The following is a 14,512-nucleotide window of genomic DNA, read 5'->3' as shown; positions in this document are numbered from 1 at the left end:
GCTGCTGCTGCCGAGAGGAAGGCAGCCGGCACCGCGCTCAGCAGGCAGTCGCCTGCGAGCGTCCGGGTGCCGGCTGCGAGGAACATGCTCCGCACGTTACGGAGCGTTCCGGAAGATGTCGACCGATTTTCCGCGCCCGAAGGCCCGCACTTGACGTCCCCAAGCTGCTGATCACCTTCATGAGGGCTCGCCCACCCTGGCGATCACCACAACCTGTCAAGGGACAGAACGAGGCCGGCGCGGTCGCAGCAGGATCCAGCCGGACGCCGCGCCGGCGAACTGGAGCGCGGCGATCGCCAGCACGAGGCCGACCGGGCCGACCGCGTCCGCGCACGCCGCGGTGAGCGCGGCCCCCAGCGCGGACGCGCCGATCTTGAGGCTGCCGCCGGTCGTGTTGACCTGGCCGAGCCGGTCCGGCGGCGCCTCGCGCTGGCGGAGCATCAGCGTCGCGGCGAACACCGGCCCCTCGGCGAGGCCCGCCGCGCAGAACGCGGCCATCGCCCACCCCGCCGACGGCGCCGCCGCGACCGCCGCGAGCGCCGCGCCGAACGCGACGAGCCCGCCGACCAGGACCGGCTCGCCGTGCCGCGGCGTCAGGAAGCGGCTCGACGCGAGCGAGCCGAGCAGCGACCCGACCGCCATCGCCACCAGCAGCCGCCCGCCCGCGCTGGCCGGGGCGCCGACGTGCTGGGCGAGCAGCACCGCCGTCACCGCGACGCCGCCGAACCCCAGCCACGCCAGCGTCGTCGCCACCGTCACCGCGCGCAGTACCCGGCCGCGCGCCAGCACGACCAGCCCGCCCGCGATCATTTCGGCGAGGCCGGACCGGGCGTCCTCGGTGACCTCGCCGATGTCCCGCTCGGCGATCGCGCCCTTGCCCGCCTCCACGGCCCGTCCCGCCTCGGCGGCCTGTCCGGCCTCCGCGGTGCGCCCGGCCGGTGCCGTGCCGGACGCGTCCTGGCCCGGCGCGGCGTCCGGGCCCGCGAACGGCAGCAGCGGCAGCGCGCAGAGCCCGAGGACGGCGCTCGCGACGATGGCCGCGCCCGCGTACCGCCCGCCCGCGAGCGACGCGACGCCCGCCGCGAGGCCCGGGCCGACGATCGCCGCAACGTTGTAGCTCGACGCCTCCAGCCCGTACGCGCGGGACAGCCGGTCGGCGGGGACGAACCGCGGCAGCAGGCTCGTCAGCGCCACCACGATCGGCTCGGTGCAGCCGATCACGGCGGCGACGCACAGCGCGGCCGACAGAGGCGACGCGCCCGCCATCGTCAGCAGCAGCCCGGTCGCGGCGGCGTAGCAGAGCGCCATCGGGACGACGGCGCGGCGCGGGCGCGCCAGCCGGTCCAGCGCGTTGCCGATCACCGGCCCGCTGACCACGTACGGCAGCGTCATCGCGGTCTGCAGGTACCCGGCGGTGGCGGCGTGCCCCGTCCGGGCCTGGACGGTCAGGACGAGCGCCGTCGCGACCCCCTCGGCCGACACCCGCAGCAGCGTCGCGGCGGTCAAATGGAACGCAAGCCCCCGGATCACCCTCGGATCGTGACACAGGAACGGCCCGGCGGCTCCGGCGGAAGCCGCCGACCTAGACTTCTGGTGTGACGCAGACAACGGGGACGACGGCGCCGGACGTGCACGAGCACCGGGTGACCAGCGAGGTCGGGCGGCTGCGGACGGTCCTGCTGCACCGTCCGGGCGCGGAGCTGAAGCGGCTGACGCCGCGCAACAGCGACAAGCTGCTGTTCGACGCGATCCCGTGGGTGGGCCGCGCGCAGGAGGAGCACGACGCGTTCGCGGAGGCGCTGCGGGAGCGCGGCGTCGAGGTGCTGTACGTCACCGAGCTGCTGCAGGACGCGCTGGAGTACGAGGGGGCGCGGGAGCAGGCGATCGCGGACGCGATCGTCGACCTGCGGCTCGGCGACCAGCTGCGCGGCGTCGTGGAGGGCTACCTGCGCGACCTCGACCCGGAGGACCTGGCGCAGACGCTGGTCGCGGGGCTGGCGCACGAGGAGCTGAAGGCGGGCCACGGCCTGGTGTACCGGCTGATGGATCGGCTCGACTTCATCGTGGACCCGCTGCCCGGCCTGCTGTTCACCCGCGACAACAGCGCCTGGATCGGCGACCGGGTCGCGGTGACGAGCCTGGCGATGGAGGCGCGGCGCCGGGAGGCGCAGCTCACCGGGCTGATCTACGCGCACCATCCGCGGTTCGCCGGGGTGGACCCGGTGTACTCGCCGGCGCTGGAGCACCTGGAGGGCGGCGACGTGCTGCTGCTCTGCCCGGGTGTGATCGCGGTCGGGACGGGAGAGCGGACGACCCCGGCCGGGGTGGAGCGGCTGGCCCGGCAGGTGATCGGGGCGGGGCTGGCGCACACGGTGCTGGCGGTGCCGATCGCGCAGGAGCGCGCGACCATGCACCTGGACACGGTCTGCACCATGGTCGACGTCGACACCGTCGTGATGTACCCGCCGGTCGCGCACTCGCTGACCGCGTACACGGTGACGCTGGACGGCGGCGAGCTGCTGGTCGCCGGGCCGCGCCCGTTCCTGGAGGCGGCGGCGGACGCGATGGCGCTGGACCGGCTGAAGGTGATCGACACCGGGCTCGATCCGGTGACCGCCGAGCGGGAGCAGTGGGACGACGGGAACAACACGCTCGCCGTCGCGCCCCGGCTGTGCGTGGCGTACGAGCGCAACATCGAGACGAACGCGCAGCTGGAGGCGTCGGGGATCGAGGTCATCCGGATCAGCGGCAGCGAGCTCGGCACCGGGCGGGGCGGGCCGCGGTGCATGTCCTGCCCGATCCTGCGCGACGCTCCCTGACCCTCACGCGGAACGCGGAAGGCCCCGGCGCGATGCCGGGGCCTTCGCCACGTTGGACGCTCGGGCGGTGTCGACGGGGGCACGACAGCGCCCGAGCTTGTTGAGGACCATACAAGGTGCCGCAGTGGTCCTTCTAGGCGGGGTATGCCCTACTTGGGGCCACCTCATTCCTCGTTCCGTCGAAGAGGTCGTCCTCGGGGTCGTCCATGAGGTCCGGGAACGCGGCGAGATCGGGCACGACGCCGTCCGATCGCGCAGGCGAGACCGCGTTCTCGCCGCCGGGCGAGCGCGGTGTGCGCAGCACGGCCCACACGGTGGTGGCGCCGTCCTCGTGCCGGACGCCCCAGCCCTCCGACAGGGCCTCGACGATGCCGAGCCCGCGGCCGCCGAGCGAGGACAGCGTGCCGGGGCCGCGGCGCGGCTCGGTCATCGCGCCCCCGTCGCTGACCTCCAGCTCCAGGACGTCGCCGCGGCGCAGCCAGCAGACCCGGACCTGCCCGGAGGGCAGCGGCCTGGCGTGCCGCAGCGCGTTGCTGATCAGCTCGCTGACGATGACGCTGGCGTCGTCCACGACCGCCTCGTAGACCCCCGAGGCGGCCAGTTCCGAGCTGAGGCGCCTGCGGGCGACCGCGACGCTGGACGGCGCGTGTGGCAGCAGTACGACGCTCGACGCCCTCACCTCCCCGTGGTTCCGCTGTCTCGGACGAGTCCTGTCGCCGCGCTTCCGGTACGACCGAAATGCCCTGATGTCGGGGGCCGGAAACCTGAGCGAGGCCGGCCGCCACCTGCACAACGAGTCACCGGCCGTCCGGTCACGGTGATCACCCCCGTCCGCGGCGTCGAAATGCGGTGCGGGAAGCCGGTCCCGGCACCAACGGCGACCATCCTTGGATCTATCCAGCCGGAGGACGGGTTACTCCTCGCGCGCACGTTTCGTCCGTCACACCGGGTGGCCACCGTACTTTCCCGCACGCAGCAACACTGCCACCAGTCAGGATCGCGCAAACCGCGCGCCACACCGGACTCACCCGTCCGCATCCGGACCGCTGTCCTCACGGTAAGTGAGCGACCGGGCGGTCATTCAGCGGGCAGGACCAGCCGCATGCGGGTGCCGGGCCCGCCGGCCGCGGCGGGATGGGCCGAGATCGCCCCGCCCTGCGCCTCGGTGAGCCGTTTCACGATGTACAGGCCGAGGCCGATGCCGCCGAACCGGCGCCGGTCCCCCGCCTCGCCCTGCACGAACCGCTCGAAGATGCGCTCGTGGTCGCCGGGCCGGATGCCGATCCCCTCGTCCTCGACCGTCACCGCAATCCCTGACGCGTCCGCCTCCGCGCGGACCCGGACCGTCCCGCCGTCCGGGCTGTACTTGAACGCGTTCTCCAGCAGCTGCCCGAGCACGATGTCGGTCGCCATCGCGTCGCCCCGGCAGCGCGGCAGGTCCGGCCCGATCTCCAGCTCCACCCGGTGCAGCTCCGACAGCGACCGGAACCCCGCGACGACGCCCTCCAGCACCCGCGCCAGATCGAACGGCTCGACCGTCACGGCCAGCTCGTCGCGGCCCGCGCGGGAGCCGAGCAGCAGGTGCTCCACCAGCCGGCCGAGCGACTGCGCGCGCTCGGCGATCGTCGCGACGGCGGCCCGGCGGTCGCCGTCGGCCAGCTCGTCCCACCGGTTGACCAGCGTCGACGCGAACCCCTGCACGACCGTGATCGGGGTGCGCAGCTCGTGGCTCGTGGTGGCGAGGAACAGGTCCTTCGCCTCCTCCAGCGCCTTGGCCTCGGTCACGTCCCGGAAGTCGACGACCAGCTCGCCGGTCTCCTCGATCTCGGCGGCCAGCACGTTCAGCCAGACCCCGGACTCCAGCGGGAACGTCAGCATCTCGCCGAGCGCGGGCATGGCGAACGGCAGCGGGCGGCCGATCGCGTCCTCCGGCGGGATGCCCGTCAGCGTGTGCGCCGCCGGGTTCCACTGCCGGACGACCAGGTCGTGGTCGAGCACCGCGATGCCGTCCGCGCTGGAGTCGATCACCGCGCGCTCGTGCGCCCGCTGCCGGACGACCTCCGCGTACGCGACCGCATTGCCGACCGCGACGCCCGCGTGCCCGGCGAGCAGCTCCAGCAGCTCCAGCTCGGTGTGCCCGATCTTGCGGCCGGAGAACAGCGCGTACAGCGCCCCGTACGGCTTGTTCTGCAAGTACGACAGGCCGAGAGCGACGGTGTGCAGGCCGGGCAGCTCGGACCAGATCAGGTCGCCGAGCCGCTGCTCGCCGGTCGCCATCTTCACCGTCTTGCCGGACCGCAGCAGCTCCCCGACCAGGCTCGGGCGCAGCTCGGCGGTCGCCTCGCGCATGTGCTCCGGCAGCCCGGAGCTGCTGACCAGGCGCAGCCGCTGCCCCTCGATCCGGACGAATCCGCCCGCGTCCGCGCCGGTCAGCTCGATCAGCGCGGTCGTGATCCGGTCGAGCACCACGGCGAGGTCCAGCTCGGCGTTCAGGTCGGCGACGATGTCGTTCAGCCGCCGGACGAGCCGCGCCCGCTCGGTCATGTGGTGCTGGACGATCTCGTCGTCCTCCGCCGGGTGGTACACCCCGACCCAGCCGAGCGGGGTCCCGGCCGGGTCCTTCAGCAGGCTCGTGTCGATCCGCACGTCGATCAGCCGGCCGTCCCGGTGGAACCTGCGGGTCGCGATGGAGATCTGCCCGCCCTCCTTCTCCGGCTCGCCCTCCCCGGCGCGCCGGGTGAGCAGCCGCTCCTGGACGGCGTTGTGCTCGGCCTTCAGCTCGTCCGGCACGATCGGCGGGACGCGCCCCACCATCTCCTCGGCGCTCCAGCCGAACATCCGCTCGGCTGCCGGGTTCCACACGGTGACGCGGTGCTTCTGGTCCACGGCCACGATCGCGTCGGCGGCGCTCTCGATGACGGCGCGCGCGATGGGATCGTGGACGTGCTGCACGTCTGTCATCGTGCCACCGGACCCCGGCGCGGCGCCGGGCGATCGGCGCCGAAAAGATCCTGCGAAGCGACCCCGGCGAAGGGAAGAACGCCACGTCAGCGGCCCGGGGACCTGGAAATCGACCATCTCCGTCGTGCCTTTCCGGCGGGCGCGGCGCATCCGTCGGCGCGCGGCTGCGACAACCCTACCGCTGAGTAATACCGGGGCGGCGGCGGGCGGCGCCCGCCCAGCCGACCAGCAGCGTGGCGGCCCCCGCGACGAGGAACGACAGCAGCGACGCGCTCATCCAGCTCTGCGGGGTGAAGTGCAGCGCGTCCCGCACGTCCTGCCACAGGTCCGCCCACCAGCCGACGGTGCCCGCGTTGATCAGCTGGTAGGCGACGATGCCGACCGCCCAGGCCGCGATCATGCTCCACCGGGACGGCGCGGTGCGGCTCGCGTCCCAGCCGCCGGCCCGGCCCCGGCCCAGGAAGAAGTCCGCCGCGAGCACGCCCAGCATTGGGACGAACACCGACCCGATCAGCGACAGGAAGCTTGCATAGTCGTTGATGTCCAGCACCAGCGCCAGCACCGTGATCCCCGCGCCGAGCGCGACCGACAGGACGCGGCGGTCGGCCCGCGGCACCAGGTTCTGGATCGACACGGCGGTCGAGTACACGTTCGCGAACGACTGGTCGGCCTCCCGCAACACGAACACCGCGAAGAACACCGCGCCGAGCGCGACGTCCTGGAACGGCTCGAACACCCGGTCGGTGTCGGCGGCGACGAGCGCCAGGGCCAGCAGCCCGAGCACGTACGCCACGATCTGGGTGACCGAATACCCCACCGATGCCGCACCGAAAGCCCCGCGCGCGCTCTTCGCGTGCCGCGTGTAGTCGGCGGCGACCGGCACCCACGAGATCGACACCGCCAGCGCCGCGTCCGCGCCGATCCAGAACCCGTGCCACGACCCCTCGTTCAGGTCCGGCAGCGGCTGCCGGACGAGCTGCACGTAGAAGTAGGCCAGCGCGACGATCACCGCGACCGTCACGTACCGGCGCAGCAGCCGCACCGACCCCAGCGGCCAGATCGTCAGCACCGTCGTGAGAACCCCGGCCGCGACCACGTACCCCCAGCGCGGCACCCCGTCCCACAGCTCCCGCGCCGCGTCCGCGATCACGATCAGCTCGAACGTGCCCCAGCCGACCAGCTGCGCGATGTTCAGCACCGTCGGGACGTACGACAGCCGCGCGCCGAACAGCCCGCGCAGCAGCACCATCGCCGGCTGCCCGGTCCGCGCGCCCGGCACCGCGGCCAGGCCGAGCATCAGCCCGCCCAGCACGGTGCCGACGATCATCGCGACGATGCCCGCCGCGATCGCCAGCGTCGGCTTCCCGTCCGCATCTGGCGCGAGCACGGTGTAGGCGCCGGAGAAGGCGAGCAGGCTGACCCCGAGATTCGCCCAGAACGCGCTCTGGTCCCAGAAGCCGAGCACCTTCGGGGCGGGCTCGTCGAGGGTGTAGGGGACCTCGTTGCGCGGGCGCTCCAGGGTCTTCTCGACATCGGACGTCACGGGACACGCTCCCTACGCCGGCATTACCCGGACAGGTTCATGCGGTCGGCGACGCCAGGAAGGCCGCCCTCTCAGCCCGGCTCATGGCCCGAGCTCCCGCGGTTATCGGTCGGCACCGATCGTACAACCACCCGCAACCCTTACAAAGGGTGCATATCTCTCTGCTGGGTCAGGCCACGAACGGCTCGCCGTCCCCGCCGTTCTCCATCGGCCGGCCCGCCTCGGCCCAGCCCTTCATCCCGCCGTCCACGTTCTTCGCCAGCCAGCCCGCCTGGTTCAGCGCCACCGTCACCTGCGCCGACCGCGCCCCCGACCGGCAGATCACGAAGATCTCCCGGTCCCGCGGGATCTCCCCGGCCCGGTCGCCCAGCTGACCCATCGGGATGTGCACGGCCTCGGGCGCGTGCCCGGCGTCCCACTCGTCCTGTTCGCGCACGTCCAGCAGGTAACCGCCCTGCGGAACGTCGGCGGCGACCACCGCCGGAACCTCGTCCCCGAAAATCATCACACCTCCATGGAACCGCGCGAGGCGCCCCTGCGTCGAATCACGCATGCGGTATCGGACGCTCATCCTCGCCTCGTCCGGGCTCGCCATGATCTTCTCACTGGCCGCCTGCGGCGACGAACACGCCAAGAGCCTTCCCGGCGAGAAGCCCTCGGGCACCGCCACGGTACGTCCCTCGGGCTCCCCGGCCGACACCCTCACCATCCAGATCCGGGCCTCGGCCCAGGCTCCCGCCAAGACCTACAAGCTGACCTGCGACCCGGCCGGCGGCGACCATCCGAAGGCCGCCGACGCCTGCGCCGCCCTCACCAAGGCCAAGGACCCCTTCGCGCCCGTCCCCAAGGACCGGATGTGCACCGACATCTACGGCGGCCCCGAGGTCGCCACGGTGAAGGGCACCTGGCAGGGCAAGCCCATCGACACCACCTTCAAGCGCAACGACGGCTGCCAGCTGCACCGCTGGACGGAGATCGCCCCCGTCTTCGGCCCCGTCCCCAAGGTCCGCTGACCCCCACCGGCCGCACCCTGTTGAGTGGCGGGGTGTCGCTATGGCGCGCCCATAACGGCGCCCCCCCCCCGGCCCCCCGGTGTGGTGGGGGGGGGTTGGGCGTGGGCCCCCCAAACCCCCCCCCCCGCCACTCAGGAGCGCTCAAAGTGCGAGTTCGCCGTCCTTGACCCTGGCCGTGAACGCGCGCCAGGCCGACGGCGCGAAAGCCAGCACCAGCCCTCCAGGATCAACCGAGTCACGCACACCGACCACCCCCGCCACACTTGCCGAAACCTCGACGCACGTGTCGTTGCCACTACCGCTGTGGCTGGACTTGCGCCACACGGCGTCGGCGGGGAAGTCACGAACCATAGGACTGGAACGGCGGCGATCAAAGCCGCGGACTCCTGGGGCGAGAGCGCCACATCGGCGATACGCCCCAGCATCACCGTACACATCCGTACTTGGGATATGTCTTCGATGTACAGGCCGCCGCCGAGGGTTTCCAGGTACGCCGTGTCGAGTTCCAAGGGTGCATCGAACTCGAAGAGCACCAACGAGCCGCCGCCGAGGCCAGGGCGGTAACCGATGCGCGTCGGAACCACCCGAATCATGACGGACGGACGTTCGCCGGCCTCCAGGAGCGCACTTAGCTGTCCGATCATCACCTTCGGACCGCCGACCGGACGACGGAGCGCCTCTTCAGCGATGATCACATCGAGCTGCGGAGCATCTGCGCGCGCGAGTCGAGCCCGGCGCGTCATCCGAGCCTGAAGTCTTCTGTCGACTTCCGCCGAGTCGTCGGGATACTCACCCTGCATGAGCGTGCGGGCGAAATCCTCGGTCTGCAACAGGCCGGGCGGTGCCTCTGTCTGCCAGCTGCGGATGCGGTCGGCGGCGTCCTCCAACTCGGCGTATGAGCCGGCCAGGACGTCGTCGTAGGACGTCCACCAACCGCGCATGCGGATGTCGCGGGCGAGCTGGAGGAGGGCTGCTCGGACGGCGGCCGAACCGCCGTAGGTCTCGAGGATGTGCGCGACGTCCGCAACGGTCGGCAGGTTCTTCGCGGTCTCGATCCGGACGAGCTTGGTGCGGCTCCAGCCGAGTATCCCGGCGGCCGTCTCGGGGGTGAGCTCGGCTTCCTCTCGCAACCACGGGCGGTGTGCCGTGGTTCGTCGCCTCGACCGGTGACCCGCTCAAGCCGTGCCACGACATCGCGGGCACCGTCGCCGAGATCGCGGCGCGGCTGGGCCCGCTCACCGAGCCGGCGGACACCAAATGCAGGCGGCGACGCGTGGCCAAGGTGATCCGCAAGGTCGCCCGGAAGGAGCGATAAGGCATTGCGTTGTGGCGTGTCGTCCTAGCGGCGGCACGCCGCAGCTCGGCTGGTGGGGTTACTTGAGGAGGCGGGAGAGGCGGCGGTCGGCCAGGGGTTTGCCGCCGGTCTGGCAGGTGGGGCAGTACTGGAGGGCCGAGTCGGCGAACGACACCTCGCGGATCGTGTCGCCGCACACCGGGCATTTCTCGCCCTTGCGGCCGTGCACGCGGAGGCCGGTCTTCTTCTCGCCCTTGAGGTCCTGCGCCTCGAGGCCGCGCGAGCGGCCGACGGCGTCGCGGAGGGTCGTGACGATCGCGTCGTGGAGGGTCGCGACGTCGTCGTCGGTGAGCGTCGCGGCGATCTTGAAGGGGGACACCTTCGCGACGTGCAGCACCTCGTCGGAGTAGGCGTTGCCGATGCCGGCGATGACGCTCTGGTCGCGCAGGAGGCCCTTGATCCGCGTGCGCTTGCCCGCGACGATCTCGCGGAGGCGGTCGGCGGTGAACGAGGCGTCGAGCGGGTCGGGGCCGAGGCCCGCCACGCCGGGTACGTCGTTCGGATCGCGGACGACGTAGACGGCGAGGCCCTTCTTCGTGCCGGCCTCGGTGAGATCGAAGCCGGAGCCGTCGTCGAGGTGGACGCGGAGGGCGAGCGGGTTCTTGCCGCCGGGGCGGGCGGGCTTGGCCGGCACCTCGTCGCGCCACCGGAGCCAGCCGGCGCGGGCCAGGTGGACGACCAGGTGGATGCCGTCGACGTCCAGGTCGAGGAACTTGCCGTGCCGGGCGGCGCCGGTGACGGTGAGGCCGGGCAGGGCGGTGACCGGCGGGTCGTAGGTCTTCAGCGCGGAGATCGCGAGGACGTCGACGCGCGCGACGGCATGGCCGACGACGCGTTCGCGCAGGAACGCCGCCAGCGCCTCCACCTCGGGCAACTCGGGCATCGGACCTCCACTCGCCGGCCGTGACCCCTCCAAGGTAAACGGTCCGGCAGCGGTGCGGCGGACCTGCGCAAGAGGCCCGCCCGGGGGCGCGGACCGCGAGAGGATCGAAGGGAGCGGCGCCCCCGTGCGCGGTGTCCCTTTGGACTGTCCACAGGGCTGGGGAAGCTTGTGGAAAACCTTGTGCATGGCGCGCGGGTCGGTGCGGCGGCGGGGCGTTCCAGGGTGAATACCTTGACGAATATCGACAAATCGCCGCGCGGCCACCGGGGCGGACCGCCGCACAGGGTGTGGATAACTCCGTGCGGCAGGCCGTGACCCGGATCTCGAAATAACCCCTAGGGGGTACGGGTTGTGCGGAGTGTTCGGGTTATGGCACCATGAGGTCGTGCCGATACCCCCAGGGGGTACATGATGAGGAAGGACGAGAGATGAGCACCGCCACCTACACCGTCACCGGGATGACCTGCGGCCACTGCGTCGCCTCCGTGACCGAGGAGGTCGGGCAGGTCGCCGGCGTCACCGCCGTCGACGTCGACCTCGAGTCCGGCCGGGTGACCGTCACCAGCGAGGCCCCCGTCGACGACGCCCTGATCAAGGGCGCCGTCGAGGAGGCGGGATACGCCCTGCGGGCCTGAGGCCTGCCGCCCTACGAGCGAGGTGAAGGACGATGAACACCGCGACCAAGGTGGGCGTCTACGTGGCGGGGCTGGCCGTCGTCTTCGGCGGCGCCGCCGGGATCGGCACGGTGGCCGGCCCTGTCGGCAAGGCCGACGAGGGCGGGCACGGCGCGCACGAATCCGCGGGCACGGCGGTCCCCGCTGGGCTGCAGGTCAGCCAGGACGGCTACACCCTGCACCCGCGGACGACCACGGTCCGGCCGGGCGTGCCGACCGACTTCCGGTTCACCATCGACGGCCCGGACGGCAGGCCGGTGACCGGGTTCGCGCCGCTGCACGGCAAGCGGCTGCACCTGATCATCGCGCGGCGCGACCTGTCCGGCTTCCAGCACCTGCACCCGGCCGAGGTCGGCGGCGGCGTGTGGGCGGCCACGGTCGTCCTGCCCAAGGCGGGCGCGTACCGGTTCTTCACCGACGTCCGGCCGGAGGGCGCCGAGGAGGCGCTGACGCTGGGCGCCGACGTCGCCGCCCCGGGCGACGACCAGCCCGTCCCGCTGCCGGAGCCCGCGCGGGTCGCGAAGGTGGACGGCTACGAGGTGAAGCTGGACGGGGCGCTGGCACCGGGCAGGTCGAGCAAGCTGACGCTGACGGTCGGCAAGGACGGCCGGCCCGTCACCGACCTGGAGCCGTACCTGGAGGCCTACGGGCACCTGGTCGCGCTGCGGCAGGGCGACCTGGCCTACCTGCACGTCCACCCGGACGGCGAGCCCGGCGACGGCAAGACGAAGCCGGGGCCCGGCATCACCTTCTACGCCGAGGCGCCCAGCGCGGGCACGTACCGGCTGTACCTGGACTTCCAGCACGGCGGCAAGGTCCGCACGGCGGAGTTCACCGTGACGGCGGGGCCGTCGTCCGGGCCCGTCGAGCAGGGCGGACAGGACGAAGGCCACGGCGGGCACACCCACTGACATCCCGTACGGTCGAAGCGGAGGAGGAGCGATGACCACCGGCGCCGTGCCAGAAGCGGAATCCGGGCGGATCGAGCTGGCGATCGGCGGGATGACGTGCGCGTCGTGCGCCAACCGCATCGAACGCAGGCTGAACAAGCTCGAGGGCGTCACCGCGACGGTCAACTACGCCACCGAGAAGGCCAGGGTCGAGTTCCCGGCGGGGGTATCGCCGGAGGACCTGGTCGCCACGGTGGAGGCGGCCGGCTACACCGCCGAGCTGCCTACCCCGCCCGAGAGCGACGGGAGTGAGGAGCCCGACGAGGGGCTGCGCACGCTGCGGCAGCGGCTGATCACGTCGGTCGTCCTGGCCGTCCCGGTGATCGCGATGGCGATGGTCCCGGCGCTGCAGTTCGACAACTGGCAGTGGCTGTCGCTGACGCTGGCGTCGCCGGTCGTGGTGTACGCGGGCTGGCCGTTCCACAAGGCCGCGTGGACGAACCTGCGGCACGGCGCCGCGACGATGGACACCCTGGTGTCCGTCGGGACGCTCGCCGCGTTCGGCTGGTCGCTGTGGGCGCTGTTCTTCGGGACCGCCGGGGAGACGGGCCTGAAGCACGGGTTCGAGTTCACCATGACCCGCTCGGACGGGTCGATGAACATCTACCTGGAGACCGCGTCCGGCGTCATCGCGTACATCCTCGCGGGCCGCTACTTCGAGGCGCGGGCCAAGCGGCGCGCGGGCGCCGCACTCCGGGCGCTGCTGGAGCTGGGCGCCAAAGAGGTCTCGGTCGTCCGCGACGGGCGCGAAGAGCGCATCCCGGTCGAGCGGCTGGCCGTGGACGACGTGTTCGTCGTCCGGCCCGGCGAGAAGATCGCCACGGACGGTGTCGTGACCGAGGGGTCGTCGGCGGTGGACGCGTCGCTGCTGACCGGCGAGTCCGTCCCGGTGGAGGTCGCGCCGGGCGACGCGGTGGTCGGCGCGACGGTGAACGCGGGCGGGCGGCTGCTGGTCCGCGCGACGCGGGTCGGCGCCGACACCCAGCTCGCGCAGATGGCGCGGCTGGTGGAGGACGCGCAGACCGGCAAGGCGCAGGTGCAGCGGCTCGCCGACCGGATCTCCGGGGTCTTCGTCCCGGTGGTGATCGCGCTGGCCGTCGCGACGCTGGGCTTCTGGGTCGGCACCGGCTCCGGCCTGGCCGGGGCGTTCACCGCGGCGGTCGCGGTGCTGATCATCGCCTGCCCGTGCGCGCTCGGCCTGGCCACCCCGACCGCGCTGATGGTCGGGACGGGGCGCGGCGCGCAGCTCGGCATCCTGATCAAGGGCCCGGAGGTGCTGGAGTCGACCCGCGCGATCGACACGGTCGTGCTGGACAAGACCGGCACCGTCACCACCGGCCGGATGGCGCTGGTGGACGTCCACACCGCCGGCGGCGCGGACGAGGCGGAGGTGCTGCGGCTCGCCGGGGCGCTGGAGAACGCGTCCGAGCACCCGATCGCGCAGGCCATCGCCAGGGGGGCCGCCGAGCGGGTCGGGACGCTGGGCACGGTCGAGGATTTCGCCAACGTCGAGGGCCTGGGCGTGCAGGGGATCGTCGACGGGCACGGCGTCCTGGTCGGCCGGCCGCAACTGCTGGCCGAGTGGTCGCAGCACCTGACCGGCGATCTGGAGCGGGCCATGGCGGACGCGCAGTCGCGGGGCCGCACCGCCGTCGCGGTCGGCTGGGACGGCGAGGCGCGCGCGGTGATCACCGTCGCGGACCAGGTCAAGCCGACCTCGGCGGAGGCGATCGGGCGGCTGCGCGCGCTCGGGCTGCGGCCCGTGCTGCTCACCGGCGACAGCGAGACCGTCGCCCGGACGGTCGCGGACGCGGTCGGGATCGACGAGGTGATCGCCGAGGTCCTGCCGCAGGACAAGGTCGACGTCGTCAAGCGCCTGCAGTCCGAGGGGCGGACGGTCGCGATGGTCGGCGACGGGGTCAACGACGCCGCCGCGCTCGCCCAGGCCGACCTCGGCCTGGCGATGGGCACCGGCACGGACGTGGCGATCGAGGCGTCGGACCTGACGCTGGTCCGCGGCGACCTGCGGGCCGCGGCGGACGCGATCCGGCTGTCGCGGCGCACGCTCCGCACGATCAGGGGGAACCTGTTCTGGGCGTTCGCCTACAACGTGGCGGCGCTGCCGCTGGCGGCGGCCGGGCTGCTCAGCCCGATGATCGCGGGCGGCGCGATGGCGTTCTCGTCGGTCTTCGTGGTCAGCAACAGCCTGCGGCTGCGCCGGTTCAAGGCGCTGGACGGCGACGCCGCGCCGGCCCCGGCGGCCTCGGCCCCGGCCCGTCCGGAGGTCGAGCCGGCCCGCTGACGACGGCGAATGA

Annotated in this window: 13 protein-coding genes, 1 pseudogene and 1 riboswitch; of the genes and pseudogenes, 6 read left to right on the top strand and 8 right to left on the bottom strand. The window is 72.8% G+C overall.

Features of this window, described 5'->3' with window-relative positions; genetic code table 11:
• Positions 1-216: 216 nt before the first annotated feature.
• The gene (locus F8568_RS14070; protein WP_160573613.1) at positions 217-1,530 is read right to left on the bottom strand and encodes an MFS transporter; all 1,314 of its coding nucleotides are present in this window, start codon (positions 1,528-1,530) and stop codon (positions 217-219) included.
• Between the two features lie 65 nt (positions 1,531-1,595).
• Here F8568_RS14070 and F8568_RS14065 point away from each other — a divergent pair, with 65 nt between their 5' ends.
• Positions 1,596-2,819 (top strand): arginine deiminase, encoded by a 1,224-nt coding sequence (locus tag F8568_RS14065; RefSeq protein ID WP_328600871.1) that lies wholly within the window; start codon positions 1,596-1,598, stop codon positions 2,817-2,819.
• Positions 2,820-2,952: 133 nt separating this feature from the next.
• On the opposite strand, the gene F8568_RS14060 is transcribed toward F8568_RS14065, so the two are convergent.
• The 4 genes from F8568_RS14060 to F8568_RS14045 all read right to left on the bottom strand — a co-directional run bounded on the left by F8568_RS14060 (position 2,953) and on the right by F8568_RS14045 (position 7,825).
• Positions 2,953-3,498 (bottom strand): ATP-binding protein, encoded by a 546-nt coding sequence (locus F8568_RS14060; RefSeq protein WP_328600870.1) that lies wholly within the window; start codon positions 3,496-3,498, stop codon positions 2,953-2,955.
• Positions 3,499-3,896: 398 nt separating this feature from the next.
• Complete coding sequence (locus tag F8568_RS14055) at positions 3,897-5,780, bottom strand: sensor histidine kinase (RefSeq protein ID WP_151593963.1); 1,884 nt, start codon at positions 5,778-5,780, stop codon at positions 3,897-3,899.
• A gap of 175 nt (positions 5,781-5,955) precedes the next feature.
• Complete coding sequence (locus F8568_RS14050; RefSeq protein ID WP_328600869.1) at positions 5,956-7,323, bottom strand: purine-cytosine permease family protein; 1,368 nt, start codon at positions 7,321-7,323, stop codon at positions 5,956-5,958.
• Positions 7,316-7,433: riboswitch (TPP riboswitch) on the bottom strand. Its footprint overlaps the gene before it by 8 nt.
• A gap of 59 nt (positions 7,434-7,492) precedes the next feature.
• Positions 7,493-7,825 (bottom strand): rhodanese-like domain-containing protein, encoded by a 333-nt coding sequence (locus F8568_RS14045; protein ID WP_151594055.1) that lies wholly within the window; start codon positions 7,823-7,825, stop codon positions 7,493-7,495.
• Between the two features lie 49 nt (positions 7,826-7,874).
• On the opposite strand from F8568_RS14045, the gene F8568_RS14040 reads away from it, so the two are divergent.
• Entirely contained in the window at positions 7,875-8,336 is a 462-nt protein-coding gene (locus F8568_RS14040) for an SSI family serine proteinase inhibitor (protein WP_151593962.1), read from the top strand.
• A 141-nt stretch (positions 8,337-8,477) separates the two neighbouring features.
• On the opposite strand, the gene F8568_RS14035 is transcribed toward F8568_RS14040, so the two are convergent.
• On the bottom strand, positions 8,478-8,687 hold the full coding sequence (locus F8568_RS14035) for a DUF397 domain-containing protein (protein ID WP_151594054.1): 210 nt from the start codon (positions 8,685-8,687) through the stop codon (positions 8,478-8,480).
• Positions 8,688-8,713: 26 nt separating this feature from the next.
• A pseudogene (locus tag F8568_RS14030) lies at positions 8,714-9,466 on the bottom strand (helix-turn-helix domain-containing protein); the annotation flags it as partial.
• Between the two features lie 11 nt (positions 9,467-9,477).
• Here F8568_RS14030 and F8568_RS14025 point away from each other — a divergent pair.
• Positions 9,478-9,651: a hypothetical protein gene (locus F8568_RS14025; RefSeq protein WP_160573612.1), complete on the top strand. Its 174-nt coding sequence runs from the start codon at positions 9,478-9,480 to the stop codon at positions 9,649-9,651.
• Positions 9,652-9,709: 58 nt separating this feature from the next.
• Here F8568_RS14025 and F8568_RS14020 read toward each other — a convergent pair whose 3' ends face one another.
• Complete coding sequence (locus F8568_RS14020; protein ID WP_151593961.1) at positions 9,710-10,573, bottom strand: Fpg/Nei family DNA glycosylase; 864 nt, start codon at positions 10,571-10,573, stop codon at positions 9,710-9,712.
• A 428-nt stretch (positions 10,574-11,001) separates the two neighbouring features.
• Between F8568_RS14020 and F8568_RS14015 the strand changes: the two genes are divergently transcribed.
• The 3 genes from F8568_RS14015 to F8568_RS14005 are packed head-to-tail and all read left to right on the top strand — an operon-like array spanning position 11,002 to position 14,499.
• Positions 11,002-11,208, top strand: a complete 207-nt coding sequence (locus F8568_RS14015; RefSeq protein WP_151593960.1) for a heavy-metal-associated domain-containing protein — start codon at positions 11,002-11,004, stop codon at positions 11,206-11,208.
• A 32-nt stretch (positions 11,209-11,240) separates the two neighbouring features.
• Positions 11,241-12,158 carry a hypothetical protein gene (locus F8568_RS14010; protein WP_151593959.1) on the top strand — a complete coding sequence of 306 codons (918 nt, stop codon included), beginning with the start codon at positions 11,241-11,243 and terminating at the stop codon, positions 12,156-12,158.
• 31 nt (positions 12,159-12,189) lie between these two features.
• A complete protein-coding gene (locus F8568_RS14005) occupies positions 12,190-14,499 on the top strand; it encodes a heavy metal translocating P-type ATPase (RefSeq protein ID WP_151593958.1) in 2,310 nt (769 codons plus the stop codon).
• Positions 14,500-14,512 lie beyond the last annotated feature (13 nt).

It is taken from the genome of Actinomadura physcomitrii (genome assembly GCF_008923205.2).
Classification (GTDB): Bacteria; Actinomycetota; Actinomycetes; order Streptosporangiales; family Streptosporangiaceae; genus Spirillospora; species Spirillospora physcomitrii.
The sequence above is the reverse complement of the archived record's forward strand: the minus strand, read 5'-3'. Positions and strand labels throughout refer to the sequence as shown.

Coding starts and splice junctions, on each gene's coding strand:
- F8568_RS14040 (WP_151593962.1), top strand. CDS start 7,875: ATGCGGTATCGGACGCTCATCCTCGCCTCGTCCGGGCTCGCCATGATC.
- F8568_RS14020 (WP_151593961.1), bottom strand. CDS start 10,573: ATGCCCGAGTTGCCCGAGGTGGAGGCGCTGGCGGCGTTCCTGCGCGAA.
- F8568_RS14055 (WP_151593963.1), bottom strand. CDS start 5,780: ATGACAGACGTGCAGCACGTCCACGATCCCATCGCGCGCGCCGTCATC.
- F8568_RS14005 (WP_151593958.1), top strand. CDS start 12,190: ATGACCACCGGCGCCGTGCCAGAAGCGGAATCCGGGCGGATCGAGCTG.
- F8568_RS14010 (WP_151593959.1), top strand. CDS start 11,241: ATGAACACCGCGACCAAGGTGGGCGTCTACGTGGCGGGGCTGGCCGTC.
- F8568_RS14015 (WP_151593960.1), top strand. CDS start 11,002: ATGAGCACCGCCACCTACACCGTCACCGGGATGACCTGCGGCCACTGC.
- F8568_RS14035 (WP_151594054.1), bottom strand. CDS start 8,687: ATGGTTCGTGACTTCCCCGCCGACGCCGTGTGGCGCAAGTCCAGCCAC.